The 25,292-nt window shown below is 69.2% G+C and carries 25 protein-coding genes and 1 pseudogene; 9 read left to right on the forward strand and 17 right to left on the reverse strand.

Annotated features, from left to right (window positions below; genetic code table 11):
• Window positions 1-14 precede the first annotated feature (14 nt).
• Window positions 15-944 (forward strand): GNAT family N-acetyltransferase, encoded by a 930-nt coding sequence (locus OG241_RS12305; RefSeq protein WP_405815293.1) that lies wholly within the window; start codon window positions 15-17, stop codon window positions 942-944.
• Complete coding sequence (locus OG241_RS12310; protein WP_405815294.1) at window positions 925-1,443, forward strand: DUF402 domain-containing protein; 519 nt, start codon at window positions 925-927, stop codon at window positions 1,441-1,443. The genes OG241_RS12305 and OG241_RS12310 overlap by 20 nt, the downstream gene beginning before the upstream one ends.
• A 36-nt stretch (window positions 1,444-1,479) precedes the next feature.
• Here the strand turns inward: OG241_RS12310 and OG241_RS12315 are convergent, their stop codons facing one another.
• Window positions 1,480-2,067, reverse strand: a complete 588-nt coding sequence (locus OG241_RS12315) for a class I SAM-dependent methyltransferase (protein ID WP_405815295.1) — start codon at window positions 2,065-2,067, stop codon at window positions 1,480-1,482.
• 137 nt (window positions 2,068-2,204) lie between these two features.
• Here OG241_RS12315 and OG241_RS12320 point away from each other — a divergent pair, with 137 nt between their 5' ends.
• Both OG241_RS12320 and OG241_RS12325 read left to right on the forward strand, forming a co-directional pair.
• Window positions 2,205-2,339 (forward strand): hypothetical protein, encoded by a 135-nt coding sequence (locus OG241_RS12320; RefSeq protein WP_319098483.1) that lies wholly within the window; start codon window positions 2,205-2,207, stop codon window positions 2,337-2,339.
• Window positions 2,340-2,495: 156 nt separating this feature from the next.
• Window positions 2,496-2,624 (forward strand): hypothetical protein, encoded by a 129-nt coding sequence (locus tag OG241_RS12325; protein ID WP_405815296.1) that lies wholly within the window; start codon window positions 2,496-2,498, stop codon window positions 2,622-2,624.
• A 63-nt stretch (window positions 2,625-2,687) separates the two neighbouring features.
• Here the strand turns inward: OG241_RS12325 and OG241_RS12330 are convergent, their stop codons facing one another.
• Entirely contained in the window at window positions 2,688-3,581 is an 894-nt protein-coding gene (locus tag OG241_RS12330; protein WP_405815297.1) for an esterase/lipase family protein, read from the reverse strand.
• 369 nt (window positions 3,582-3,950) lie between these two features.
• Here OG241_RS12330 and OG241_RS12335 point away from each other — a divergent pair, with 369 nt between their 5' ends.
• Complete coding sequence (locus OG241_RS12335; RefSeq protein ID WP_405815298.1) at window positions 3,951-4,142, forward strand: hypothetical protein; 192 nt, start codon at window positions 3,951-3,953, stop codon at window positions 4,140-4,142.
• The gene (locus OG241_RS12340; protein ID WP_405815299.1) at window positions 4,099-4,356 is read left to right on the forward strand and encodes a hypothetical protein; all 258 of its coding nucleotides are present in this window, start codon (window positions 4,099-4,101) and stop codon (window positions 4,354-4,356) included. The genes OG241_RS12335 and OG241_RS12340 overlap by 44 nt, the downstream gene beginning before the upstream one ends.
• 157 nt (window positions 4,357-4,513) lie before the next feature.
• Here the strand turns inward: OG241_RS12340 and OG241_RS12345 are convergent, their stop codons facing one another.
• Both OG241_RS12345 and OG241_RS12350 read right to left on the reverse strand, forming a co-directional pair.
• Window positions 4,514-5,554: an NAD(P)-dependent alcohol dehydrogenase gene (locus OG241_RS12345; protein ID WP_405815300.1), complete on the reverse strand. Its 1,041-nt coding sequence runs from the start codon at window positions 5,552-5,554 to the stop codon at window positions 4,514-4,516.
• A 181-nt stretch (window positions 5,555-5,735) separates the two neighbouring features.
• Window positions 5,736-6,089 (reverse strand): ArsR/SmtB family transcription factor, encoded by a 354-nt coding sequence (locus tag OG241_RS12350; protein ID WP_405815301.1) that lies wholly within the window; start codon window positions 6,087-6,089, stop codon window positions 5,736-5,738.
• A gap of 170 nt (window positions 6,090-6,259) precedes the next feature.
• On the opposite strand from OG241_RS12350, the gene OG241_RS12355 reads away from it, so the two are divergent.
• Together OG241_RS12355 and OG241_RS12360 are read left to right on the forward strand one after the other, a co-directional pair.
• The gene (locus tag OG241_RS12355; protein ID WP_405815302.1) at window positions 6,260-7,621 is read left to right on the forward strand and encodes an aldehyde dehydrogenase family protein; all 1,362 of its coding nucleotides are present in this window, start codon (window positions 6,260-6,262) and stop codon (window positions 7,619-7,621) included.
• Between the two features lie 200 nt (window positions 7,622-7,821).
• On the forward strand, window positions 7,822-8,910 hold the full coding sequence (locus OG241_RS12360) for an alkene reductase (protein ID WP_405815303.1): 1,089 nt from the start codon (window positions 7,822-7,824) through the stop codon (window positions 8,908-8,910).
• A 232-nt stretch (window positions 8,911-9,142) separates the two neighbouring features.
• On the opposite strand, the gene OG241_RS12365 is transcribed toward OG241_RS12360, so the two are convergent.
• The 13 genes from OG241_RS12365 to OG241_RS12425 all read right to left on the reverse strand — a co-directional run bounded on the left by OG241_RS12365 (window position 9,143) and on the right by OG241_RS12425 (window position 24,138).
• Window positions 9,143-9,865: an isocitrate/isopropylmalate family dehydrogenase gene (locus tag OG241_RS12365; RefSeq protein ID WP_405815304.1), complete on the reverse strand. Its 723-nt coding sequence runs from the start codon at window positions 9,863-9,865 to the stop codon at window positions 9,143-9,145.
• Window positions 9,866-10,168: 303 nt separating this feature from the next.
• Window positions 10,169-11,059, reverse strand: a complete 891-nt coding sequence (locus tag OG241_RS12370; RefSeq protein WP_405815306.1) for a sugar phosphate isomerase/epimerase family protein — start codon at window positions 11,057-11,059, stop codon at window positions 10,169-10,171.
• 32 nt (window positions 11,060-11,091) lie between these two features.
• Window positions 11,092-12,090, reverse strand: a complete 999-nt coding sequence (locus OG241_RS12375) for a sugar phosphate isomerase/epimerase family protein (RefSeq protein WP_405815308.1) — start codon at window positions 12,088-12,090, stop codon at window positions 11,092-11,094.
• 29 nt (window positions 12,091-12,119) lie between these two features.
• Window positions 12,120-13,313: a Gfo/Idh/MocA family protein gene (locus OG241_RS12380; protein ID WP_405815309.1), complete on the reverse strand. Its 1,194-nt coding sequence runs from the start codon at window positions 13,311-13,313 to the stop codon at window positions 12,120-12,122.
• Window positions 13,314-13,360: 47 nt separating this feature from the next.
• A complete protein-coding gene (locus tag OG241_RS12385) occupies window positions 13,361-14,851 on the reverse strand; it encodes a CoA-acylating methylmalonate-semialdehyde dehydrogenase (RefSeq protein WP_405815310.1) in 1,491 nt (496 codons plus the stop codon).
• 13 nt (window positions 14,852-14,864) lie between these two features.
• Entirely contained in the window at window positions 14,865-16,742 is a 1,878-nt protein-coding gene (iolD, locus tag OG241_RS12390) for a 3D-(3,5/4)-trihydroxycyclohexane-1,2-dione acylhydrolase (decyclizing) (RefSeq protein WP_405815311.1), read from the reverse strand.
• Window positions 16,743-17,627 (reverse strand): 5-deoxy-glucuronate isomerase, encoded by an 885-nt coding sequence (iolB, locus tag OG241_RS12395; RefSeq protein ID WP_405815312.1) that lies wholly within the window; start codon window positions 17,625-17,627, stop codon window positions 16,743-16,745.
• Window positions 17,624-18,496: an aldolase gene (locus OG241_RS12400; RefSeq protein WP_405815313.1), complete on the reverse strand. Its 873-nt coding sequence runs from the start codon at window positions 18,494-18,496 to the stop codon at window positions 17,624-17,626. The genes iolB and OG241_RS12400 overlap by 4 nt, the downstream gene beginning before the upstream one ends.
• 4 nt (window positions 18,497-18,500) lie before the next feature.
• The gene (gene iolC, locus OG241_RS12405; protein WP_405815314.1) at window positions 18,501-19,490 is read right to left on the reverse strand and encodes a 5-dehydro-2-deoxygluconokinase; all 990 of its coding nucleotides are present in this window, start codon (window positions 19,488-19,490) and stop codon (window positions 18,501-18,503) included.
• Between the two features lie 61 nt (window positions 19,491-19,551).
• Window positions 19,552-20,346: an ATP-binding cassette domain-containing protein gene (locus OG241_RS12410; RefSeq protein ID WP_405815315.1), complete on the reverse strand. Its 795-nt coding sequence runs from the start codon at window positions 20,344-20,346 to the stop codon at window positions 19,552-19,554.
• Between the two features lie 5 nt (window positions 20,347-20,351).
• Window positions 20,352-21,437 carry an ABC transporter permease gene (locus tag OG241_RS12415; protein ID WP_405815316.1) on the reverse strand — a complete coding sequence of 362 codons (1,086 nt, stop codon included), beginning with the start codon at window positions 21,435-21,437 and terminating at the stop codon, window positions 20,352-20,354.
• Window positions 21,438-21,541: 104 nt separating this feature from the next.
• Window positions 21,542-22,633: a sugar ABC transporter substrate-binding protein gene (locus OG241_RS12420; RefSeq protein WP_405815317.1), complete on the reverse strand. Its 1,092-nt coding sequence runs from the start codon at window positions 22,631-22,633 to the stop codon at window positions 21,542-21,544.
• Window positions 22,634-23,100: 467 nt separating this feature from the next.
• A complete protein-coding gene (locus OG241_RS12425) occupies window positions 23,101-24,138 on the reverse strand; it encodes a LacI family DNA-binding transcriptional regulator (protein WP_405815319.1) in 1,038 nt (345 codons plus the stop codon).
• A gap of 111 nt (window positions 24,139-24,249) precedes the next feature.
• On the opposite strand from OG241_RS12425, the pseudogene OG241_RS12430 reads away from it, so the two are divergent.
• A pseudogene (locus OG241_RS12430) lies at window positions 24,250-25,241 on the forward strand (sugar ABC transporter substrate-binding protein).
• The last annotated feature ends 51 nt before the right edge of the window (window positions 25,242-25,292 follow it).

The raw sequence follows: 25,292 nt of genomic DNA on the forward strand, positions 1-25,292 counted from the left end.
TAACGTCCGAGCTCATGACAGTGACCGTGCGTGCCCTGCCCACCGAAGACCGGCCCGGCGTCGAGGCGTTCGCCCGCGTCCGGCGCCTCGCCCTGCCCTTCCTGCTGTTCACGCCGGAGGCCGTCGCGTACGACATCGCGCACGCCCACCCCGACGCGCACTTCCGGGCACTCGTCGCCGAGGAGGACGGCGAGGTCATCGGCACCGCCCAGACCGCGGTCGTCCACGACAGCCCGGAGCCCGGCCAGGGATTCGTCAACGTGTACGTGCACCCCGACCGCACCCGCCGTGGCGCCGGCGCGCTCCTCGTCCGTACCGCCGAGCGGCACCTCGCCGCGGCCGGGGTGACCAGGTCCTTCGCCTGGGTGCTGGACGCCCCCGGGAACCGCGCCTTCGCCGAGAGCCACGGTTACCGCTCCAGCCGTACCGCGCACTTCATGCGTCTGGACCTGGCGAACGGCGAACTGCCCCCGCTCCAGGATGTCCCGCCCGGCGTCGAACTCCGCAGGGGTTCCGACTTCGCCGCCGACCCGCGCGCCCTGTTCACCCTGGACGCGGAGACGATGTCGGACGAACCCAGCGATGTCTCCTACGAGTTCACCGACTACGAGGCCTGGCTCCGCGAGACCTGGCAGCACCCCCTGTCCAGCCCCGAGCTGACCTCGGTCGCGGTCGTCGACGGCCGCCCCGCCGCCTTCAGCCTGGCCCGCACCGACGGCGACACCCGGTACGGCACGGTGATGACGGGCACCGCCCGTGACTTCCGGGGCCGTGGCCTCGCGAAGCTCGCCAAGAACGACTCCCTGCACCGCGCCCGCGCCGCCGGGTACACGGAGGCCCTGACGGGCAACGACGCGGGGAACGGCCCGATGATCGCGATCAACAACTGGTTCGGCTACGAGATCTGCGCAACGGAGGTGCGGTATGTCCGCGAACTCACCTGAGACCCCACCCACGCACCCGCCCACCCCCACACTGAACGTCGTCCTGGTCAAGGCCGGCCGCACGAAGATCAGTTACCCCGCCGAGCTGCTCCACGACGACGGCACGCGCCTCGCCGTGCGCGCCGCCTGGGCCGGGGACGGACTCCGCGACTTCGGCTTCGTCCGCTTCGAGCCCGGTGACGTGTTCACGGAGTACTACTGGCGGGACCGCTGGTACTCGGTGAAGGAGGTCCGGGACGCGGCGGGCACGCTGAAGGGCTGGTATTGCGACATCGCCCGCCCGGCCACTCTCGACGGCACCGACCTGGTCGTCGAGGATCTCGACCTGGACCTCTGGCGCTCCGCCGACGGCAGGGACGTACGACGACTCGACGAGGACGAGTTCGAGGAGAGCGGCCTGACGGAGTCGGACCCGCAAGCCGCCTCCGCAGCCGTGGCGGCCCTCGACGAGCTGGAGTCGCTGGCGCGCGAGGGCGGCTTCGAGAAGCTGCTCGCCTGAACCCGTGACTCGTGACCCGCGAAGGTGACGTAGTCCTTACAGCCGGGCCAGTACCGCGTACCGCTCGTCCTCCACCTCGCGCCCCCACAGCCGCGCGTCGCCGGACAGCCGCTCCAGCCGGACGTCCTCGGCGAGGGGCGTGAGGAGGGCGGTGAGTGTGTCGGCGGGTATGCCGGCCGGGCTGACCGTGCCCCACACGCCCTCGACCAGCACCAGCCGCCCGCCGGCCCTGAGCAGCCCGTGCCAGTGACGCAGCACGCGCGCGGGGTCGGGCAGCGTCCACAGGACGTGCCGTACGAGCACGACGTCGAAGCGCTCCTCCCCCACCGGCGGCGCCGCCGCGTCGCCGACGAGGAACACGGCGGCACGGCCGGCCAGCTTCCTCCGGGCGTGCTCGACCATGGCCCGGGAGGCGTCCACCCCGGTGACTCGGTGCCCCTGTTCGGACGCGAGGAGCGACAGGCTGCCGGTGCCGCAGCCCAGGTCGAGGATGTCGGCCGGGCGGTCCGGCAGCCAGGACCGCAGCCGGTCCGCCCATGCCTCGCGGACGACGGGATCCCGCAGGCCGTGGTCGGGTTCGTCGTCGAAGGTTGCGGCTTCCGCGTCCCAGTCGGTGTTCGTCATACGGCCAAGAGTGACACCCACCACTGACAATCGAATCGTGACGGCCGCCACTGACAGACCGGCGCCGATGAGTCACCCTCCCGGAAATGGTCTATCTCCGTGAAAACGCGGAACCCGGTGGACCGAAGGAGGCAGCCATGCGCCGCGTAACCGTGCAGAAGCCTTTGAAGAAGTCGGACGCCCGACGAGTGCGGGAAGAGACCGACGAACGCACCACCGCACGTCCGGAGGTCCGCAAGGACATCGCACGTACGTGGTGGCCAGACGGCTGAGGTGGGCCGGCCCGGCGCGTACCTGAGCGCAGTCCGAAGCCTTCCTTAAGCCGACCATAAGGATCTCCCTCACCCGCCTCCAGCAGGCGATTCAGCGGTTTCCTGGGGCTAGTTTGCTGATCGCCCCCTGATCGACCGCCGCGAGGAGATCCCCCCATGCCCGCACGCAGCCGCCCCGCCGCCGCGGCCACCAGCGCCACCGCCGTCGGGATCGCCGCGGCGCGACGGCCCTGGTTGCTCTCGGTCCGGCGTCGGGCGATTGGCACCGGCCGGCCCGGCCACTGAGCTCGCCGGGGCGCGGCCGGCGGCTCAGGCCTGCCGGGCCCCGGCGGATGATTCCCGACCGGGTCAGCCAACCGCCGACAGACAGGTGGTGGCGGTGGCGTGCGCCGGATCGAGGGCGTTCGTCACCTCGTGGAACACGATCCGGTCGAGCAGGCCGACGGCGGCGTGCTCGGAGAGGTCCAGCGGGCACAGGTCCTGGATCAGGACGTTGTGCACGTCGGAGCCGCTCAGGAACTGGCTGCGGTACGGCGTGACGACCTCGTCGTACTTGGTCGCGAGGACCGTGTAGTGGACGCCCGGGACGGTGTCACCGCCCGCGTTGAGCTTGGTGAGGAAGGCGGACCCCACCACCTGGTCGGCGAGGGCGGGAGTGGCCGTGGAGAGCAGGTCGGCGGCCCCGGGGAAGTAGGCCAGCAGGTTCGTCAGGCCGTTCAGGGTGGTGCCGTGGTTGCTGGGCGCGATGCCGACGAGGGTGTGCACCTCGGCGGCGCCGCCGAGGAACTTGAGGTAGTAGCGGGGCATCATGCCGCCCTGCGAGTGGCCGACCAGGTCGGTCTCGGCGGCGCCGGTCGCGGCGAGCACCTTGTCGACGAAGACGGCGAGTTGCTCGGCGGACCTGTCGATGGGACCGAGGGCGTAGAAGAGGGGTACGCCGGGCAGTTGGCCGTAGTCGAACGAGAAGACGCAGTAGCCGCGGTTCGTCAGGTACGGCGCGAGGGTGAGCCAGTTGTCGACCCCGTTGGCGAAGGTGCCGTGGACGAGGACGACGGGGCGGGGATGAGCGGCGGACGGCTTGCACGAGTAGTCGTTCCAGCCACTGCTGGCGGCGGATCCGGCCTGCGTTTCGGACGTCTCGGCCTGCGTTTCGGCCTGTGCGGTGGCGACGGGCACGATGGTGGCCGCGGCGGCCAGCAGCAGTGCGGCGAGAGGTCTGAGTGCGCGTTTCCAGGGCAGCATCGAGTGATCTCCTTGCGGCTCAAGGGAGTTGCGACGGCTCTACGCCCTGTGATCCGGATCACGAGGATGCTGTTCACTCGTCAAGTTACGAGCGAGTAGCGCGACGGGGGAAGTTACGCGTCGGTAAAAACTTCTGACAGCGAACCGAAGGCCGTGATAAAGGGGTCCCCACCCCCCCTCCCCCTGAGGATGAGCCCCACCAGTACCGGGGTACTGCCCGGCCGCCGGATTGGGTCCCGCGGTGCCGGGGGTGCGCGGAACAGAGCTCATAGGTTGAACACAGGGTCGATCAAACCCGAGCAAGCCTCGAGCAACCCCCGATCAAGCCCCTGTTCGCGCAATGATCCATCTCCTGCTGGGAGTACTTCCGTGGCCACGTTCCTCTACCGGCTGGGCCGGCTCGCCTTCAGACGCCGACGGCTCTTCCTCATGTTCTGGATCGTCGTCCTCGCCGCCGTCGGCATAGGCGCCGCCGGTGTCTCGGGGAAGACGACGGACGAGAAGGGGGGCGCCGCAGGTGGCGAGCGTCTCCGAGCCCTTCAGCGGCGGCCCGGTCAGTGAGGACGGCACGATCGCCTACGCCCAGGTCACCTACAAGGTGCCCAAGGCCGACATCACCGACCCACCAGTCGAGCGGCGGCCTCCAGCAGTCGAGCACGGTTGCGGGCCGCGTCGGCCCGCTCCGCGTACGTGTAGCCGTCGCTCGGCATCGCTCTCCCGGATCCAACTGGTCAGCGGTATCACCCACATGACGGTGGCTCACCAGGAACGGTAGCGACGCGGCCGGGAACGGGGACCCTACCGGAGCCCGAACCGTCCTCGGCCCATAGTCCTAGGCAGACGCTCACCGGGAGCGCCGCTCAGTGCGCGAGGGCCCCTGGAACCCGAGGGTCATCGATCATCCGCCGGGGCCCTCGTTCGTGCGACGGGTCTCAGATGGTCGCGTTGTCGATCACGAACCGGTACCGCACGTCGCTCGCCAGCACGCGCTCGTAGGCCTCGTTGATCTCGGAGGCGCTGATCAGCTCGATCTCCGCGCCGATGCCGTGCGCGGCGCAGAAGTCCAGCATCTCCTGGGTCTCGGGGATGCCGCCGATCATCGACCCGGCGAGGATCTTGTTGCCCCCGATGAGGGCGAACGGGTGGAAGGTGATGGGCTCCTCCGGGACGCCCACATTCACCAGGGCGCCGCCCGTCTTCAGCAGGCTGAGGTAGGCGCTCAGGTCCAGCGGCGCCGACACCGTGGAGACGATCAGGTCGAAGGATCCGGCGAGTTCCTCGAAAGTCTTCGGGTCACTGGTCGCGTGGTAGTGGTCGGCGCCCAGCTTCAGGCCGTCTTCCTTCTTGCGCAGCGACTGGGACAGGACGGTGACCTCCGCGCCGAGTGCGTGCGCGATCTTGACGCCCACGTGGCCGAGACCGCCCAGGCCGACGACAGCGACCTTCTTGCCGGGGCCCGCGCCCCACTGCTTGAGCGGCGCGTACAAGGTGATGCCCGCGCACAGCAGCGGCGCGGCGGCATCCAGGGACAACCCGTCGGGGACACGGACGACGAAGTTCTCGTCGACGACAACATGCGTGGCGTAACCACCGCAGGTGATCTCGCCGTCCCTGCCGATGGCGTTGTACGTCTGGACAGCCCCCTGTACACAGTGCTGTTCCTGGCCGGCCTTGCAGTTCTCGCACTCGCGGCAGGAGTCAACGAGACAGCCGACGCCCACACGGTCGCCGACCTTGTACTTGGTCACGCCGGGGCCGACCTCGGAGACGACGCCCGCGATCTCGTGGCCCGGGACCATCGGGAAGGTCGCCTGGCCCCAGCCCTCGCGGACCAGGTGGATGTCGGTGTGGCAGATACCGGCGAACTTGATGTCGATCAGCACGTCGAACTCGCGGACCTCGCGACGTTCGATGGTGGTGCGCTCCAGCGGAGCGTTGGCGGCGGGTGCGGCGTACGCAGCAACAGTGGTCATGCCGTGGTTCTCCTAGCAGGGGGTGCGCGCCCGACTGCCTTCTTCCGGCGGGGCACGTTTTTCACTGTAGCCCATGTTCGCGTCGGCGCGAACATGGGGCCACCGACCCTTCCCGCTCGGCGCATGCACGTCAGGATTCACCGCGACCGCGGTCATGGTCGTTGAGGCGTACCTCGAAACGTCAGGCGCACTCGGCGCTCACGTAGGGCTCCACGCGGCCGACGCTCTCCTTGAGGACGAGGTCGAGCAGTCCGGGGAACCGCTGGTCCAGATCTTCCTTGCGCAGGGTGTTGACGCGGCGGGTGCCGACGTCGTGCTGCCGAATGAGACCGGCCTCGCGCAGGACACGGAAGTGACGGGTGAGTACGGACGCGGTGACGTCCCGCGTGAAGCCGCTGCAGGCCAGACCGGGAGAGACGGAGAGGGTGACCACGATGGTGAGCCGGGTCTCGTCGGTCAACGCGCTCATGATCTTGAAGAGGTCGAGGTCGTCCGTGTCGGGGTGGACGAGGGGGGACGAGGTGCGACTGGCCATGAGGAAAGAATAGCCCCCGACTTATGTTCGCGTCATTGCGTACATGGGCTACAGTGAAGGCACGGATTGACCCTTCGTCCGTCATCCACCGGTTTGCCCATCACCGGTACCACCGCATGCCCTCAACGCCTTTTGACGGCGTGGCCTGCGTCAAGAACGGAGCACACCCCATGACCACGACACAGACGACCGGGACACAGACGACCGAGTCGAGGACGCACCGGACGGAAACGGCCGCGGAGGTGGTCGGCCGGCTTCGTGCGACGTTCAACACCGGCGTCACCCGCCCACTGGACTGGCGCGTCAACCAGCTGCAGCGGCTGCGGGCACTGCTGGTCGAGAACGAGCAGGAACTGATCGAAGCGCTCTGGGCGGACCTGAGGAAGAACGCCGCCGAGGCCAAGGCGCACGAGATCGACTCCACCATTGGCGACATCGACGAGGCACTGGCGAACCTCGAAACCTGGCTTCAGCCTCGCCCGGTGGAGGTTCCCGCCCACTTCGGTCCCACGACCACGGCATACACCACCTACGACCCGCTCGGCGTCGTCCTGGTGATCTCTGCGTGGAATGCCCCGCTGCACGTGCTCATCGAGCCCATCATCGGCGCACTGGCCGCCGGGAACACCGTGGTGGCCAAGCCGAGCGAGATCTCGGTGCACACCTCGGCGGTCGCCTCACGCCTCCTGCGCGAGTACTTCGACGCCGACGTACTCTCCGTGGTCGAGGGCGGCGCCGAGGAGACCACGGCCCTGCTGGCGCAGCGTTTCGACCACATCTTCTACACCGGCAACGGCACCGTCGGCCGGATCGTCATGGCCGCAGCCGCCAAGAACCTCACCCCGGTCACGCTGGAGCTCGGGGGCAAGTCACCGGTCTTCGTGGCGCCCGACGCCGACGTGGACGAGACCGCGAAGCGGCTGGTCGGCGGCAAGTTCGGCAACGCGGGGCAGATGTGCATCGCCCCCGACTACGTCCTGGCCGACCCGGCCACCGCCGCCGCACTGGGCCCCGCCCTGCGCGCCGCGGTCGAAGCCCAGTTCGGCACCGACCCGCAGACCTCACCCGACTTCGGCCGGATCATCAACGAGCGGCACTTCGACCGCCTCACCGCTCTGCTGGACTCCGGCAAGGCAGTGGTGGGAGGCCGGCACGACCGTGACGACCTGTACCTCGCGCCGACCGTGCTCACCGATGTCGACCCCGCGTCGCCGGTCATGCGGGAGGAGATCTTCGGTCCGATCCTCGCCGTCGTCGAAGTCGAAGACCTCGATGCCGCCATCGCCTTCATCAACGAACGCGACAAGCCCCTCGCGCTCTACGCCTTCACCACCTCCGAGGACACCAAGTCGCGCCTGGCGAACGAGACGTCCTCCGGCGGCGTCGCCTGGGGCCAGCCTCCGATGCAACTGATCATGCCCGGTCTGCCCTTCGGCGGCGTCGGCGAAAGCGGCATGGGCCGCTACCACGGCCGGTACACCCTCGAGACGTTCAGCCACCTCAAGGCCGTCGCGGACGTGCCGCTCAACTAGACCCGTCAACTGGGCCCGTGCCTGCGTGAGTAGGCTGCCTGACTGATGATCACCGAGCAGAAAGTGCCCCGGCCCAGCGGCATGGGAATTACCGAAATCTCTGTTCTACCGATCACCAGTTACCCGACACCACGCCAGGCCTGCCGGTCCATGCTGCCGCCTGGCTCTTTCACCCGACCCATTCTTCGAAGGATGTTGCCATGACCACCGCGTTCGACCCGATCGACCTGAGCGGCAAGACGCTCGCCAACCGCATCGCGATGGCGCCGATGACCCGAAGCCGCGCCGACGCTTCCGCAGGCACGGCGACGGAGCTGATGGCCACCTATTACGCCCAGCGCGCGAGCGCCGGCCTGATCATCACCGAGGGCATCCAGCCGTCGGTCGTCGGCCAGGGCTACACCAACACCCCCGGGCTGCACTCCGCCGAACAGGTCGATGCCTGGCGGAAGGTGACCGAGGCCGTTCACGCCCAGGGCGGCACGATCTTCGCGCAGTTGATGCACACCGGCCGGCTCAGCCACCCCAGCCTGCTGCCCGACGACCTCCTCCCCGTCGGCCCCTCCCCCGTCGCGGCGGCGGGCCAGGTGTTCACCTACGAGGGCCCCCAGGACCACGTCACGCCGAAGGAACTGGACCAGGACGGCATCACCCAGACGATCGCCGACTACGCCGACGCCGCGCGCAACGCGATCGCCGCCGGTTTCGACGGCGTGGAGATCCACGGGGCGAACGGCTATCTGGTCCACCAGTTCCTCGCCCCCAACACCAACCTGCGCACCGACAGCTGGGGAGGCGGCGCCGCGGACCGGGCCCGCTTCGGTATCGAGGTCGCCACGGCCGTGGCGGAGGCGATAGGCGGCCACCGGACCGGCTTCCGTATCTCCCCCGGCAACCCCTTCAACGACATCGCCGAGACCGACCCGGCGGACGTGCTGGAGACCTACACCACCCTGATCGCCGCTCTCGCCCGGCTGGACCTCGCCTACCTGCACCTGCTCGAGAGCCCGGACCGCGACCTGACCGCCCGACTGCGCAAGGACTGGCCGACGACGTTCGTCCTCAACCCCTTCACCCACCCCGAGACCACCGGCCCCGACGCTCTCGCCCACATCGAGAACGGCACCGCCGACATCATCGCCTTCGGCGCACTGTTCCTGGCCAACCCCGACCTGCCCGCCCGCCTCGCGGCCGACGGCCCCTACAACACCCCCGACGCGGCCACCTTCTACGGCGGCGACCACACCGGCTACACCGACTACCCGACCCTGCCCACCGACAACGCGTGACCTGAAATGACGTCACGCAGCCGCCTTCGCCGGGAACCAGTGGTTCGCGGCGTCGGCGGTCGGCCGGGGCGGCCGACCGTGCCTCGGGGCCGGTGTCGCGGCGGGCGGCGGCGACTTCCCGCCAATCCTGCCGACCGTGGTGGGAGACAACTCAGATCGACTCGACTCGCCTCGACCCCACTCGGGGCAGTCAGCCGGCACTCCGCCGAGTGACTCGCCTTCCGACCGTCCGTCAGGCGTTGAGCGCGTCGATCAGGGCCTTCACCCCGTCCTCGGTCGACGCGTTGCCGCCGACGTCACGGGTCAGGACACCCGCCGAAGTCGTCGCCTCGATCGCCTTGTTGAGGCGGGCCGCCTGGTCCGGCAGACCGAAGTGCTCCAGCATGAGCGCGGCGCTGCCGACCGCGCCGATCGGGTTGGCCAGGCCCTGGCCGGCGATGTCCGGCGCGGAGCCGTGCACCGGCTCGAACATGCTCGGGAAGCGGCGCTCGGGGTTGAGGTTGGCGCCGGCGGTGAGCCCCAGGCTGCCGGCCAGTGCGCTGCCGAGGTCGGAGAGGATGTCGGCGTTCAGGTTGGAGGCGACGACGACCGACAGGCCCTCCGGCTTCAGCACGAACTTCGCGGACATGGCGTCGACCAGGACGCTTTCCGTCTCCACGTCCGGGTAGTCGAGCGCGACCCGCTTGAAGACGTCGTCCCACAGGACCATGCCGTACTGCTGGGCGTTGCTCTTGGTCACAGAGGAGACCTTCTTCCGGTCCCGGGTACGGGCCAGGTCGAAGGCGAACCGCATGATCCGCTCGCAGCCCACCTCGGTGAACAGGGCGGACTGCACGGCCACTTCGCCGCCGGGTCCGCGTCCGGACAGGTTGCGGCCGCCGAGGCCAGGTACTGCCGGCGGTACGACGTCGGCAGGCGCGCCGGAGGTAACGAAGGCGAAGGTGGAGTCGGTCATGGTCAGCCCGCTTCCTCACCCACGGCCGCGCCGCCCCCTTCACTCGTCCCGATACCACCGTACCGATCATGCAGGGGACGGGAGGGGCCCGCACAGGCTGAACCAGGTGAGCGACATACGCGGAGCGGGCGCAGGTACGCGCCCGCTCCAACGCCAGGTCGGCGACCGCCTGTGCCGCCGGTTCCGACGGTGTGACCGGACGGGGGCCATGTCCGCGGACGCGCACGGCCAGCAGACGCGCGGGACCTGCGCCCAGCAGCCGTTGGGAGGGTTCCGGCGGGCAGGTCGACGATCTGTCGGAGATCAGTGCCTCTCGGTCTCCAGCCTGCCCCCTCCGAAGTGCTCTTCGATCAGTGCGGTTGCCTTCTCCCGTTGGCGGACGCTGATCTCGGCGGCATGCTCCTCCCAGCCGAAGACGCACGACGAGACGACGCCGTCGAATCCGATCGAGGCAAGCGCGGCGAACACCTCGTCGAAGTCGACCTCACCGCGGCCCATTTCGGCATGCTGGTGCACGCGCACGGTCGATCCGGGCGGGTTGACGATGTAGCGCAGTCCGTTGGACGCGGTGTGGTCGAGGGTGTCGGCGAGGTGGACGTAGCTGACCTTGTCGGCCGCGGCAGTGATGATCCCGGTCGCGTCGTTTCCCTGGTGGAAGGTGTGCGGCGTGCAGTACAGGAACGAGATCCAGTCCCGGTTCAGGCCGCGCACCATGTTCACCGCGGCGTGGCCGTCCTCGATGAAATCGTCCGGGTGCGGTTCCAGGACGAGCTTGACGCCCTCGCGTTCGAACACGGGGATCAGTTCGTCCATCGAGCGCAGGAACTGGCTCTCCGCCAACTCGGCACCCTCGGGGCGGCCGTTGAACTCGGAGTTCATGGTGTCGACGCCGAGGTCGACGGTCATCCGGATGGCGCGCTTCCAGGCCCGCACCGCGGCCTGCCGCTCTTCCTCCCCCGGCCCTGACCAGCGCAGCACCGGCAGCACCGAGGCGATGCCGACCCCGGCGTCGGCAGCACGTTTGCGCAGCTTGACCACGGTGGCGTCGTCGGCGCGCGGGTGGCTGAAGAAGGGGATGAAGTCGTCCTTGGGCGAGAGTTCCATCCATGAGTAGCCGGCCCGGGCCACGAGGTCGGGGAGGTCCAGCACGGAGTGCGTGGAATAGAACATCTGCGGATCGAGAGCGAGTTTCACTGGGTGTCCTCCGAGTTCGGAAGCGAGGGCGGTCAGAGGGCCGACGCGGCGCTGTTCAGGTTCTTCGCAGCCAGGGCGAGTCCCTCGGTACGGGAGAAGGCGGCGTCCTCGTGCTCGATGTTGACGGCCATGTCCGGGTCGATCTCGGCGAGGGCGCGCAGGAACTCGGTCCAGTAGGCGACGTCGTGGCCGATGCCGACGGCGACGAACTTCCAGGCCGGGTTCTCCGGCCAGGCGTTGCACCAGAAGCCGTACCCGGTGGGGACCTTGTCCGGGGCGTCGGCCGGCACCCGGGTGAACGAGGTGTCGAGGACACCGCGGATGTCGGCGCCCGGGCAGAGGGTCGCGTCCTTGGCGGCGGCGTGGAACACGAGCGGGCCGAGCCACTTGACGGAGGCGATGACGTCCATGCCCTGCCACATCAGATGCGAGGGATCCATCTCGGCACCGACGTTCGTCAGCCCGCCCTCGTCGACCAGACGCTTGAGGGTGACCGGAGAGAAGACGACGTTGTGCGGGTGCATCTCGACGGCGACCCGGACGTCGTTCTCCCGGGCGAGGGCATCGATCTCCTTCCAGAACTCGACGGCCACACCCCACTGGTAGTCGAGGACGTCCATGTAGACGCCGTCCCACGGATTGACGACCCAGGAGGGGTACTTGGCGTCGGGGTCGGAGCCCGGCGTGCCGGACATGGTGACCACGTGCCTGACGCCGAGCAGTCCGGCCAGCCGGATGGTCCGCCGCAGGTCGTCGGCGTGCTTCGGCCCGACCCCGGGAAGCGGGTTGAGCGGGTTGCCGTTGCAGTTCAGGCCGGTCAGTTCCATGCCCCGGTCGGCGAAGGTGGCGAGGTACTCCGCACGCGCGGCGGCCGAGGACAGCAGCAGATCGACGGGGCAGTGCGGCGACGGTATGAACCCGCCGGTGTTGACCTCGACGGAGGTCAGCCCGTTCTCCTTGAGGATGTCGAGGGCTTCGGTCAGCGGACGGTCGTGCAGACAGGCGGTGTAGGCGCCGAGCTTGAGAGCCATGAGTCAGGTCCTTCGGTCGAGGGGGGAGGTCAGGCCGCGGGCGGAACGGCGACGGACGCGCCGCCGTTGCGGGAGGAGTCGACGACGGCCTGGATGATCTCCATGGTCCGCAGCGCGTCGGCGAAGGTGGCGCATGCGGGCAGCGGCTCTGCGACTGCGGCGACCTGGTCGAGGAAGGCCCGCGCCTGGTAGGTGAAGTTGTCGCCGTTGCTGGCACCGACACCCGGTGCCTCCATCGGGACACCGCCGGCGAAGTACGGCGCCTGCGGGCCGACGATGATCTGCCGGGCGCCCCGGCTACGGGCGTCGGGCTGGGCGTCGTCCAGGAGGTACTCGGCGGGCCGGTGCTGGTCGAACGCGGCCCGCCCGCCGACGCCGAGCACGTCGAAGGCCAGCCCGTTCGGCAGCCCGAACCCGGTGCGCGTCACGGAGAAGGTGCCCACCAGCCCGGACTCGAACCGGACGGTGAAGGACGCGGTGTCCTCGTTCTCGACCTCGCCGAACTCGTCCGAGACAGGTGCGGCGTTGTGCCCGACGACCGCGCCCAGCGGCAGTGCACGCTTGGTGATCTGCGTCGACAGCACGGCACCGGACACCGAGGCGATCGGCCCGGCGACGTACTCGGCGGCGTCGATGATGTGCGAGCCGACGTCCCCCAGCGCACCGGACCCGGGTCCGCCCTTGAACCGCCAGCTCAGCGGCCCGTTGGGGTCGGTCGCGTAGTCGCACCAGTAGCGTCCGCCGAACAGGGTGAGGTCACCCAGTTCACCGCGCAGCACATGGTCGCGGATCGCGGCGATGGCGGGCGCACGGCGGAAGGTGTACCCGACAGCGGTCACGACCTCGGCGGATCGCTCCAACGCGGCCATGGCCCGGGCGTCTTCGAGCGTCCCGGCCAGGGGCTTCTCGCACAGCACGTGCTTCCCGGCGGCGACCAGCGCCTCGGCGATCGGCCGGTGCAGAGCGTTGCCGACGACGATGCTGACCGCGTCGATGGTCGGGTCCTCCGCTACGGCCTCCCAGCTGGGAAGCGCCTTCTCGAAGCCGTAACGCCGGGCGGCGTCCTCGGCGAGCGCCACGTTGGCATCGGCTATCGCGGCCAGCCGTACCGGCGGCAGACCGGCGCCGAAGACCGTGTTGACGTTGCGGTATCCGGCGGCGTGACTGCGGCCGGCCATACCGGCTCCGATCACGGCAACGGAAAGCGGCTTGGGTGTGGTCATGGTCCTGTCCTTCGAAAGGTCCCGGTGGGGGAACGTCAGGGGAAATGTCAGTTGGATGTGGGGAAGTTGAAACCGGCGCTGACCTGCTGCCTGGGCTCGGGCCAGCGGGTGGTGACGACCTTGGGGCGGGTGTAGAAGCGGATGCCCTCGGGGCCGTGGATCGGGGAGTCGCCGATGAGGGAGTCCTTCCAGCCGCCGAAGGAGTAGTACGACATCGGGACCGGCACGGGGACGTTGATGCCGATCATGCCGACCTTGATCTTGCGCTGGAAGGTGCGGGCGGCTTCGCCGGAGGCGGTGAACAGGGCGGTGCCGTTGCCGTAGGGGTTGGCGTTGACGAGGTCGATGGCGTCGTCGAGGCTGTCCACGCGCACGATCGCCAGGACGGGGCCGAACAGTTCCTCCCTGTAGGCGTCCATCTCGGTGGTGACGTGGTCGAGGAGGGAGGGGCCGGTGAAGAAGCCGTTCTCGTGCCCGTCGATCTTCAGTCCGCGTCCGTCGACGACAACGGTGGCACCCTGGTCCGCCGCGGTGCCGACGGCGTTCTCGACGCGCTCCTGGGCGGCCTTGGTGACCAGCGGGCCCATCTCGGTGCCGGGCGCGTCACCGGGGCCGACCTTGACCTCGCGGGCCTTGCGCCGAAGTACCTCGACGAGCTCGTCCGCGGCCTCGCCGACGGCGACCGCCACGGAGACGGCCATGCAGCGCTCGCCGGCCGAGCCGTAGGCGCCGGCCGTGATGTGGTTGGCGGCGAACTCCAGGTCGGCGTCGGGCAGGACGACGGCGTGGTTCTTGGCGCCCCCGAGGGCCTGGACCCGCTTGCCGTGCGAAGTCGCCTGCTCGTGCACGTACTTGGCGATCGGCGTGGAGCCGACGAAGGAGACGGCCTCGATGCCCGGGTGGGTGAGGATCGCGTCGACGGCCGGCTTGCCGCCGTGGACGACGTTGAAGACACCGTCCGGCAGACCGGCCTTCCGGTACAGCTCGGCGACGAAGTTCGCGGCGGAGGGGTCGCGTTCGGACGGCTTGAGGATGAAGGTGTTGCCGGTCGCGATGGCGATGGGGTGCATCCACAGGGGCACCATCGCCGGGAAGTTGAACGGGGTGATGCCGGCGACGACGCCGAGCGGCTGGCGGAAGTCGTGCACGTCCACGCCGCGCGAGACCTGGTCGGAGAAGGAGCCCTTGAGCACGTCGCCGAGGCCGCAGGCGAACTCGACGACCTCACGGCCGCGCACGATCTCCCCGCGGGCGTCGTCGACGGTCTTGCCGTGCTCGGCGGAGATGATCCGGCCCAGCTCCTCCTCGTGTTCGACGAGGAGCTGGCGGAAGGCGAACATCACCTGGGTGCGCTGGGTGAGGGAGGACTCGGACCAGGTCTCGAACGCGGCGGCTGCGGCCTGGACGGCGGTGTCCACGGCGGCGTCGCCGCCGAGGACGACCCGGGCCTGTTCCTGACCGGTGGCCGGGTTGAACACCGCCTGGGTGTCCGTGCCGGAGAGGGGTGCGCCGTTGATCCAGTGGGGAATGGTGTTCACGGGAGCGGTGTCCTTAGAGGTAGTGACGCTGGTTGTGCTTGTGGGTGGCGTAGGTCTCGTACGCGGTCCGGGTGGTGTCGAGGGCGGAGACCTCGCTGACCGGGACGTCCCACCAGCCGTGACCGGGCGGGTTGGGGCCGTAGAGATCGGTCTCGACGTGCACGACGGTCGTACGGGTGGCCGCCTTCGCCTTCTCCATCGCCGCGCGGAACTCCTCGACCGAGGTGGCGTGCAGGACGTCCGCGCCGAGCGAGGAGGCGTTGGCGGCGAGGTCGACCGGGAGGACGTCTCCGTCGAGGTGGCCCGAATCGCCGTCCCGATAGCGGTACTTGGTGCCGAAGCGCTGTGAACCCAGCGACTCCGACAGCGCGCCGATCGAGGCGAAGCCGTGGTTCTGGACCAGGACGACGATCACCTTGAGGCCCTCGGAGACCATGGTGACGATCTCCTGAGCCATCATCAGATACGAGCCGTCACCGACCAGGACGACGACCTCGCGGCTCGGGTCGGCCATCTTCGCGCCGACCCCGGCGGCCACCTCGTAGCCCATACAGGAGTAGGCGTACTCGACGTGGTAGGCCTTCGGATCGCGCGCCCGCCACAGCTGTTGCAGATCGCCCGGCATGGACCCGGCCGCGTTGATGACCACCGCGCGGTCGTCCAGGACGTCGTTGAGGGCGCCGAGTATCTCCGTCTGGGCCGGGAGCGGACCATGGCCGACGGTGAAGCACCGCTCCTCGATCTCCCGTGTACGGGCGATGAGTTCACGGGTCCTCGCGCGGTACGACGGCTCCACCTCCCAGCCGTCGAGCGCCCCGGCCAGGGCCTGGACGCCGAGGCGGGCGTCCGCGACCAGCGGCTCGGCGGAGTGCTTGACGGCGTCCAGGCGGGCCACGTTGAGGTTGACGAACGTGACGTCCGGGTTGGCGAAGACGGTGTGGCTGGCGGTGGTGAAGTCGGAGTACCGGGTGCCGATGCCCAGCACCACGTCCGCGTCCTTCGCGAGCTCGTTGGCCGCGTACGACCCCGTCGAGCCGATGCCGCCGACCGCGTACGGGTGGTCCCACGGCACCGCGCCCTTGCCGGCGTGCGTGTCCGCCACCGGAATGCCGGTGGCCTCGGCGAAGGCTCGCAGCATGGTCTCCGCGCCGGAGTAGACCGCGCCGCCGCCCACCACGATCAGCGGCTTCCTCGCACCCCGCAGCAGCCGGGCGGCCCGCTCGACGACGGCCGGCTCCGGCACCGGGCGGCCCACATGCCAGACCCGGTGCCGGAAGAAGGAGACGGGCCAGTCGTACGCCTCGGCCTGCACGTCCTGCGGAAGGGCGAGGGTGACGGCCCCGGTCTCGACGGGGTCGGTGAGCACTCGCATGGCCGCCAGGGCGGCGGGGACGAGCTGTTCGGGGCGCTGGACGCGGTCGAAGTACTTCGACACGGCGCGGAAGGTGTCGTTGACGGTGACGTCCCCGCCCCGGGTGTCCTCCAGTTGCTGGAGCACCGGGTCGGCGGCCCGGGTGGCGAACATGTCCGACGGCAGCAGCAGTACCGGCAGGCGGTTGGTCGTCGCGAGCGCCGCTCCGGTGATCATGTTCGTCGAGCCGGGTCCGGTGGATGCCGTGCAGGCGAAGAGGGCGAGTCGGTCACGCATCTTCGCGTAGGCCACCGACGCATGGACCATGCCCTGCTCGTTGCGGGCCAGGTAGTAGGGCAGGTCGGCCTCGCCGGTCGTCGCTGCCTGTAGCAGTGCCTGGCCGATTCCGGCCACGTTGCCGTGCCCGAAGATGCCCCACACACCGGGGACGAGACGCTGCTCCTGCCCGTCCCGCTCGCTGTACTGGTTGGCGAGGAAGCGCACGAGCGCCTGGGCCGTGGTGAGCCTGATCGTTTCCATTTACTCGTTCCCCTCGGCGCCGAAGGGCAGCCGGTCATCGATGTCCTCGGTGTCCCAGGTGCCGCGCACCCAGCCGTGGGCGGGGTCGTCGCAGATCAGCCAGGCGCGGTCCTGACCCGGACCCGCCATGACGTTGAGGTAGTACAGGTCGTATCCGGGTGCGGCGATCGACGGTCCGTGCCAGCCGTGCGGGATGAGGACCGTGTCCCCGGAGCGGACCTCCGCCAGCACGTCGATGGGCCTGTCCGGGGTGCCATAAACACGCTGGTAGCCGAACCCGTTCCCGTCACCGGAGACCTGGAAGTAGTAGATCTCCTCCAGCTCCGACTCCACCCCGGGCCGGGCCTCGTCGTGCTTGTGCGGCGGATACGACGACCAGTTGCCGCCCGGCGTGAGGACCTCGCACACCAGCAGCTGCTCGGCGTCGAAGGTCCCCGGCAGGCAGTAGTTGTTGACCTGCCGCGAGCACGCACCGGCGCCCCGCAGCTCGACCGGTACGTCCTCCTTGCGCCCGTACCGGGCGGGGAGTGAGCCCCGCTCGGTACGGGCGGAGGGCAGCGCGAACCGTCCTCCGTGCGCGCTGCTGATGAGGGTCTCCGACTCGCGGGGGAGGTAGGCGAAGTCGGTGACCGAGGCGAACACGTCCTGCCGACCGTCGAGTTCGAAGCTCTGCCCGCCGACCGTGACGGTGCATCCGCCGTCGAGGGGAAGAACCAGGAACTCGCTGTCGTCCGTGGTGAGGGCGTGTGCCTCTCCCGGTCCCAGGGTCAGGATCCTGAGGCCGGAGTATCCCCAGCCCGCCGACTCCGGCGTGACCAGGACGTCGTAAGGGCCGTCAGCCGAACTCCCGGCCGGCAGGTGGTACTTGCTCGCGGAGCTGGTCACAGCAGACTCACCGCCTTGTCCACCGCACCGGCCACATCGCCGCCCGCCGGGTAGAGCAGGGAGCGGCCGACGACCAGTCCCTGCGCGGTCGGCTGTCTGAGTGCCCTGCCCCAGGACGCGAACGCCGTCTCCGCGTCCTTCACCTCACCGCCCAGCAGCAGCGCCGGCAGGGTCGAGGAGGCCAGGACGCGCTCCATCCCCTCCACGACCGGCAGCTTCAGCCAGGTGTAGGCGGTGCGGCGCCCCAGCCCTGAGGCGATGGCGACCGACTTGATGACCGCGTCCGTGGACAGGTCGTTGCGGATCTTCCCGTCCTGCCAGACGGAGATGAACGGTTCCACCATTGCGATGAGTTGACGGTCGTTGAGCTCGTTGATCGCGTAGGCCGTGTTCTCCAGCACGGAGGGGGTGGCAGGATCGCCCAGCGCGATCCGGGTGAGCGTCTTGCCGCCGTCGAAGCCCATCGCGGCGATCGTCTCGGCGTCGTACCCGGTGAAGCGGTCGTCGATCTCGAACACCGAGCCCGCCAGCCCCGCCCGGTTCATCGAACCGAACACGCTCTTGCCGTCCAGGACGCCGAGTAGGAGCAGGTCCTCGAGGATGTCGGCCGTGGCCAACACGCCTGTCACGCCGGGGCGTTCGAGCGCTGTGCACAGTCGGTCCAGCAGCTCGAAACGATCCGCCATGGCGTTGGGATCGCCGCCGACGCCAGTGGCTCCGCGCGCGGGGTGGTCGGCGGCGATGATCATGGCCTTGCCGTGCTCGCCGAACAGCGAGGTGGCTTTCACCCGGCGGGCGGCAGCCGCCGTCACCGCACCGGGATCGTTCACCCGGGCGGACACGATCCGGCTCACGTTCTCGGACAGCACGAGGTCACGCCTTTCGTTCAGTGGCAACGGAGCCGTAAGACGCCTCCTGGAGTTTTTGTTCGACTTCGGCTTCGGTCGGCATCGCCTCCGAGCAGGCCAGCCGACCCGCGACGATCGCGCCGGCGGCGTTGGCGAAGGACACCGTGCGCCGTGTGTCCCAGCCGGAGAGCAGGCCGTGGCAGAGTGCCCCGCCGAACGCGTCCCCGGCGCCCAGGCCGTTGACCACGTCGACCGGAACCGGCGCCACCTCGACGGCGACGCCGTCCTGGCCCATGGCCAGGACCCCCTTGGGGCCCTGCTTGACCACCGCCAGTTCCACACCCGCCGCCAGCAGCGCCTTCGCCGCCGCACGGGGCTCACGCTCACCCGTCGCGACCTCGACCTCGTCGAGATTGCCCACCGCCACCGTGACGTGGCGCAGGGCCTGGGCGTACAGCGCACCCGCTTCGGCCGGGGCCGTCCGGGCCGCGTCCTTCCAGAACACCGGCCGCCAGTCCAGGTCGAAGACCGTGATTCCCGCCTTCGCCCGCGCTTCCAGCGCCGCCAGCGTCGCCGCCCGGCTCGGCTCCTCACTCAGCCCGGTCCCCGTGATCCAGAAGACCGCCGCCTCCCGCACCGCCACCGGATCCAGCTCCTCCGGCCGGATGTCCAGGTCAGGAGCCTTCGGCAGCCGGTAAAAGTACAGCGGGAAGTCGTCCGGCGGGAAGATCTCGCAGAACGTCACCGGTGTCGGCGCCACGTCCGACGTACCGACGAAGCGGGGATCGACGCCGTATCCCTGCAACGCGGCGCGCACGAACTCACCGAACGGGTCGCGCCCGGTCTTGGTGATCACGGCCGCCGTACGCCCGTAGCGCGCCGCAGCGACCGCGACATTGGTCGGACTGCCGCCCAGGTACTTGCCGAACGAGGTGACCTCGGCCAGCCCCACCCCGGTCTGGAGCGGGTACACATCCACTCCCACCCGACCCATGGTCAGCACTTCGAACGGCATTGCTGGTTTCCTTTCCCGTCCTGCTTTAGAGCGCTTTAAAGAGGGGCCGAACAAAACACGCTCAGGCGTCGGCCTGGAGTTGGGCGAGTTCGGCTTCGAGGTCGGCCATGGCTTCGCCGCCGGCCATGAGGTCGGTGATCTCCTCACGGGTGCGTTCGCCCTTGCGGAAGTCGTCGGCCTTCTGCCCGCGGATGAGGACGGCGAAGTGGTCGCCGACCATCATGGCGTGGCGGACGTTGTGGGTGACGAGGATGACGGCGACACCCTTGGCGCGGGCCTGCATGATGATCCGCAGGACGTGGGCGGCTTCCTTGACGCCGAGGGCGGCCGTGGGTTCGTCGAGGATGAGGACGTTGGCGCCGAAGTAGACGGCCCGGGCGATGGCGAGGGCCTGGCGCTCGCCGCCGGACAGGGCGCCGACGAGGCGGTTGCCGTCGGTGACGCGGGTGATGCCGAGGGACTGCATCTCGCGGACGGCGATCTCGCCGGCCAGCTTCTTGTCGAAGAGCCTGAACGGGCCCCAGCCCTTGGTGGGTTCGGCGCCGACGAAGAAGCAGCGGCCGACGCCCATGAGCGGGAAGGTGCCGCCGAACTGGTGCACCGTGGCGATCCCCCGCGCGCTCGCGTCCCGGGGGCTGTCGAACTCGACGCGTTCACCGTTGATCTCGATGGTGCCGACGGTGGGCTTGTGGAAGCCGGAGAGGATCTTGATGAGGGTGGACTTGCCGGCGCCGTTGTCGCCGAGCAGACAGAGGACCTTGCCGGCTTCCACCGTGAGGGAGATGTCCTGGAGGGCGTTGGTGCCGAGGAAGGACTTGCTGACGTCGGTGATGCGAAGCAGGGGCGTGGTGGTCATGGAGGTCAGGCCTTCCTCGCGGTGCGGGGCTTGTAGGACAGGGCCAGGCGGCGGAAGGTGTTGTTCATCAGCACGGCGGTGAGGATGAGGATGCCGAGGATGAGGCTGGCCCAGTCGGAGTTCCAGCCGGTGTAGTAGATGCCCTGGTTGACGATGGCGAAGGTCAGCGTGCCCAGCGCGATGCCGATGACGGAGCCGTAGCCGCCGGTGAGCAGCACACCGCCGATGACGACGGCGATGATGGAGTTGAAGACGAAGGACTGGCCGTTGGCGACCTGGGCGCCGTTGTAGAGGATGGTCTGGATCACGCCGACCAGTGCGGCGCCGAAGCCGCTGGCCATGTACAGCGCGATCTTGACCTTCGTCACCGGGATGCCGGTGGCGCGGGCGCTCTCCTTGTCTCCGCCGATCGCGAAGATCCAGTTGCCGTACGGCATCATCTGGAGCACCACCGAGACCAGCACCGCGATGCCGATCCACCAGAAGATCGCCACCTCGAACTGCCCGCCGATCAACTGCCCGAACACCGACTTGGAGAACGGGTCCGGGCTGATCGCCACACTCGTCGTGCCGGTCGCGACGCGGGACAGGCCCAGGGTCAGACCTGCGACACCGGACATCGTCGCCAGCGTGACGACCAGCGACGGAACATTGGTGCGGGTGACGATGATGCCGTTGAGCAGGCCGATCACCAGACCGAGGCCGAGGGCCAGGACGATGCCGACGATCATCGGCGCGCCCCAGTGGCCGGAGACGATCGCCAGTGTCATCGAGGAGCCGGCGAGGACCGAGCCGACGGAGACGTCGAGTTCGCCGGCGATCATCAGCAGTCCGACGGGGATGGCGACGATGCCGAGCTCGGCGGCGATGTTCAGCCAGCTCGCCGCACCCGCCGCGGCCAGGAACTTCTCACCGCCGAAGATCGCGAAGAAGACGAAGACGCTGATCGTTCCGATGAGTGCGCCCGCCTCCGGGCGGTGCCGCAGCTGGCCCAGGGGGCTTCCGGTGCGCTTGGGTGCGGAGACGGCGGGCGCGGACTCGGCCGTCGTCTCGGCCGTGGTGCCGACCGTGTCGGGAAGTGAGGAAGTCATCGGTCTGGTGTCACCTTCGTGAATCTCGGATGGAGGGTGCGAGCAGGGGCCTCAGCCACCGGGTCCGCGCCGGGCGTTCGGCATGCGGACCCGGCGCGGGGCTCTCAGCGGACGCCGGCCTTGGTACCCGCGATGGCTGCGCCGACGTTGTCCGCGGTGACCAGGAGCGGGCCGGTCAGCAGGGGGTTCTGGGGCGGTATCACGCCGTAGGAGAGGTACTGGTTGGCCATGGAGACGGCGTAGAAGCCCTGGAGGTAGGGCTGCTGGTCGATGGCGAACAGCTGCTTGCCGGCCTTGACCCGGCCCAGCTGGCTCGTCGACAGGTCGAAGGTGCCGAGCTTGACCTTGTCGCCGGCCTTGGCCTGGTCGATCGCGGAGGCGGCGCTGTCCGCGTCCTGGACGCCGATGGTGACCACGGCGTCGACGCTGCCGTCCTGCAGCAGCGCGCCCTTGATGGCCTGGGTGACGGCTGAGGGGTTGCCGAAGTTCGACGAGGGCAGCGGCAGCTGCTTGGAGGTGGCTCCCTTGCTCTTGGCGCCGTCGGCGATGCCCTTGCAGCGGGCCTCGGAATTGGCGGCGCCCGGAACGGTGTTGACGCACAGGATCTTCTTGGCACCCGACTCGGCGAACTTCACGCCGCCGGCCTTGCCTGCCTCGTAGTCGTCGGAGCCGATGTACTTGAGACCGCCGGTGCGCTGCGCCGCCTCGACGCCGCCCGAGTTGTAGATGAAGACCTTGACGCCCTTGGCCACGGCCTGCTTGATCGCCGCGTCCTGGCTGTCCGGGACCCAGTCGGGGACGACGATCGCCGAGGGGTTCTGGGAGAGCGCGGTCTGGGTCAGCTTCGCCGCGTCAGGGCCGAGGTTGTCGTAGTTCTGCGGGCCGAGGAAGGTGACCGAGCCGCCGCCGGCCTTGACCAGCTTCGCCGCGTCCTCGCCGCCGCGCTTGATGGCGGACCAGAACGGGTCGTCGGCCTTGCCGCCGATGACGTAGACGGAGACCTTGCCGTTGCTCTTGGCGCCGGAGTCCGAGCCGCCCGCGGCGGATGCCGTCGCCTGGCCCGCGTTGGCGTCGGTGGCCTTGCCACTGGCGCAGGCGGTCAGTGCGGAGGCGGCCAGGGTGAACAGGCCGACCGTGGCCAGCAGTCTGCGGGGAAGGCGGCGGCCCTGGGGCCGACGGGTCTGGGTGCGTTCCATGTGCTGCGGTGCTCCTTCGTGACGACCGGCGCGGGGAGGGCGGGGCGCCGGGGGCGATCGTGCGGCGGTTCTCCGGACCGTCGGTGCGGCCGGAAACCGGTGCCGCCGCGGCTCTGGCGGTGCCGATCGTGATGCGGGGTCGCGGTGCGCGATCGGAGAAAAGTGGGCGCGGACGAGCGGGTTACGGACGTCTGGAATCTCGCGAGAATTCCCGGGGAGACAGACCGCATTGCCGGGCGGCGGATGCCTCACACTCAAGGATCTTTTAAACCGCTTTAAGTGATGGCCAGAGCATGCTTGCGTTTCGGGAACGTGTCAAGGGTTTGTCGCGCGACCTTCAGTTCCCGATATCTTTCCGTGACCCCCCGAATGATGCAATGACCAAATGGTGTAATGGCCACACATATCGGCGTTCGGAGAGGCGGTTCGGAGAGGTGATTCAGAGAGGCGGGCGCGACAAGGCTTGGTCAGCGCGGCTCGGACGTGGTGCCGCGTGCGATCAGGCTGGGGTTGAGGACCATCTCCCGAGGGGTGGTGCGGCCGTGGTCCAGGCGTTCGACGGCGACTGTGACGGCCTGCCGGGCCTGTTCCTCGGCGTTCTGACTGACCGTGGTGAGGTCGAAGGAAGCGAGCCGGGAGAGGGTGTCGTCGTCGTAGCCGGCGACGGAGATCTTGCCCGGAACGTCGACTCCGGCCCGCCTGAAGGCGGTGAGCATGCCGATGGCGCACTGGTCGTTGTAGGCGACGACGGCGGTCGGCAGATCGCCGCTTTCCAGAAGATGCCGGGCGGCCTGCTCTCCCGCCTGCTCCGTGCTTCCGCCGTGCAGGACCCTGATGTGGGCGTCGAGGGTGTTGCGGCGCATGGCGGAGCGGTAACCGCGGCGGCGGTCGGTGACGATGACGCCCTTGCCGCCGTCCACGTAGACGATGGAGCGGTGACCGAGTTCTGCCAGATGGTCGACGATCTGGCCGACTCCGGCGTCGTCCGCGGTGCGTACGACGTCGAGGCCGGCCTTGATGATCCGGCGACCGATGGAGATGACAGGGGCCCGGCGGGCGAGCTCGGCGAGTTCGGCGTCGGTGGAGTCCGAGCCGAGCAGGATGAGCGCCTCGCACCGGAAGGCCAGGAGTGTCTCGATCGCGGTGCTCTCGGTCCGGGTCCGGGTCCGGGTGCTCAGGACGAGGTCGTACCCGATCTCCTCGGCTGCCGTGTGCAGATGCTCGACCAGCTCCGCGTGGAACGGGCTGTGGATGTCGATCACCACGCCGAGGAGCCTGCTGCGGCGACTGGCCAGCGTGCTGGCGGTGCGGTCCGGACGGTAGCCGAGGTCGGCCGCGGCCTTCAGGACGCGCTGGCGGGTGCGCTCGCTGGGTCCGGGAACACCGCGCAGCACCAGAGAGACCGAGGCGGTGGAGAGGCCCACCCGCGCGGCGACGTCCTCCAGCCTGGGACGAGGGGACGCGCCGTTTCCGCCGGCGGGGCCGGCGGTCTCGAAGTCGCCCACGTCACCTCCTGGTGGGTTGGGGTCATACCCTTGACGCATGCCAGTGGCGATGTTGATGATAGCAGCGCTTAAAGCGTTTTAATTCGTAGGTGCATCAGAGGTGCAAGCGCCATGAACCACTTCCCCGCACATTGCCTCCGCAGAGTGGCACCGGCCGTTGCCGCGGCGGCTCTGGTGCTTGCGGGCTGCTCCAGCGCATCCGGCGGCAAGAAGGCGGAGGAGCCCATCGCCCAGGTTTCGGCCGGGAAGGCTGATACGCCCCGTATGACGGTGGCGATGGTCACCCATGCACCGAGCGGTGACACTTTCTGGGACACCGTCCGCAAGGGCGCCGAGGCCGCGGCCGCGAAGGACAACGTCAAGCTGATCTACTCCAACGACGAGACGGCGTCCGGTCAGTCCACGCTGGTGCAGAACGCGATCGACCAGAAGGTCGACGGCATCGCGGTCACTCTGGCCAAGCCGGACGCGATGAAGGATGTGGTCGCCAAGGCGGAGCGGGCCGGCATCCCGGTGGTCGGCTTCAACGCGGGGCTCTCCTGCTGGCGTTCTTCGGTCAGGACGAGTCGGTCTCCGGCCAGGCCCTGGGGACCCGCCTCAACAGCGCCGGCGCCAAGCACGCCCTGTGTGTCATCCAGGCCCAGGGCGACGTGAATCTCGAACAGCGCTGCGCGGGCGTGAGGAAGACCTTCAGCGGCAGGACCGACATCCTCTACGTCAACGGCACCGACATGCCGTCGGTGAAATCCACCATCGCGGCGAAGCTCGCCCAGGACGGCTCCATCGACTACGTCGTCACGCTCGGCGCCCCCTTCGCGCTGACGGCGGTGCAGTCGGTCTCCGAGTCGGGCAACAAGGCCAAGGTCGCCACGTTCGACCTTGACAAGGAACTGGTGGCGGCCGTCGAGAAGGGGACCGTCCAGTTCGCCGTGGACCAGCAGCCCTACCTTCAGGGTTACTTGGCGGTCGACTCGCTGTGGTTGTACAAGACCAACGGCAACTACACGGGCGGCGGCGAGGAGCCGGTCCTGACCGGTCCCGCCTTCGTCGACAAGACCAACGTCCACTCCGTCGCGGCCTTCGCGGCCAACGGGACGCGCTGAGTGGGGTGTGCCCGTACCGGCATGCCTTGTCTGTGATCCGTACGCCTTGCC

Source organism: Streptomyces sp. NBC_01390, assembly GCF_045040105.1.
Lineage (GTDB): Bacteria > Actinomycetota > Actinomycetes > Streptomycetales > Streptomycetaceae > Streptomyces.

Coding starts and splice junctions, on each gene's coding strand:
- OG241_RS12420 (WP_405815317.1), bottom strand. CDS start 22,633: ATGGAACGCACCCAGACCCGTCGGCCCCAGGGCCGCCGCCTTCCCCGC.
- OG241_RS12380 (WP_405815309.1), bottom strand. CDS start 13,313: ATGACCACACCCAAGCCGCTTTCCGTTGCCGTGATCGGAGCCGGTATG.
- OG241_RS12320 (WP_319098483.1), top strand. CDS start 2,205: ATGCGCCGCGTAACCGTGCAGAAGCCTTTGAAGAAGTCGGACGCCCGA.
- OG241_RS12310 (WP_405815294.1), top strand. CDS start 925: ATGTCCGCGAACTCACCTGAGACCCCACCCACGCACCCGCCCACCCCC.
- OG241_RS12345 (WP_405815300.1), bottom strand. CDS start 5,554: ATGACCACTGTTGCTGCGTACGCCGCACCCGCCGCCAACGCTCCGCTG.
- OG241_RS12355 (WP_405815302.1), top strand. CDS start 6,260: ATGACCACGACACAGACGACCGGGACACAGACGACCGAGTCGAGGACG.
- iolD (WP_405815311.1), bottom strand. CDS start 16,742: ATGGAAACGATCAGGCTCACCACGGCCCAGGCGCTCGTGCGCTTCCTC.
- OG241_RS12330 (WP_405815297.1), bottom strand. CDS start 3,581: ATGCTGCCCTGGAAACGCGCACTCAGACCTCTCGCCGCACTGCTGCTG.
- iolC (WP_405815314.1), bottom strand. CDS start 19,490: ATGCCGTTCGAAGTGCTGACCATGGGTCGGGTGGGAGTGGATGTGTAC.
- OG241_RS12350 (WP_405815301.1), bottom strand. CDS start 6,089: ATGGCCAGTCGCACCTCGTCCCCCCTCGTCCACCCCGACACGGACGAC.
- OG241_RS12315 (WP_405815295.1), bottom strand. CDS start 2,067: ATGACGAACACCGACTGGGACGCGGAAGCCGCAACCTTCGACGACGAA.
- OG241_RS12415 (WP_405815316.1), bottom strand. CDS start 21,437: ATGACTTCCTCACTTCCCGACACGGTCGGCACCACGGCCGAGACGACG.
- OG241_RS12305 (WP_405815293.1), top strand. CDS start 15: ATGACAGTGACCGTGCGTGCCCTGCCCACCGAAGACCGGCCCGGCGTC.
- OG241_RS12375 (WP_405815308.1), bottom strand. CDS start 12,090: ATGGCTCTCAAGCTCGGCGCCTACACCGCCTGTCTGCACGACCGTCCG.
- OG241_RS12365 (WP_405815304.1), bottom strand. CDS start 9,865: ATGACCGACTCCACCTTCGCCTTCGTTACCTCCGGCGCGCCTGCCGAC.
- OG241_RS12325 (WP_405815296.1), top strand. CDS start 2,496: ATGCCCGCACGCAGCCGCCCCGCCGCCGCGGCCACCAGCGCCACCGCC.
- OG241_RS12360 (WP_405815303.1), top strand. CDS start 7,822: ATGACCACCGCGTTCGACCCGATCGACCTGAGCGGCAAGACGCTCGCC.
- OG241_RS12410 (WP_405815315.1), bottom strand. CDS start 20,346: ATGACCACCACGCCCCTGCTTCGCATCACCGACGTCAGCAAGTCCTTC.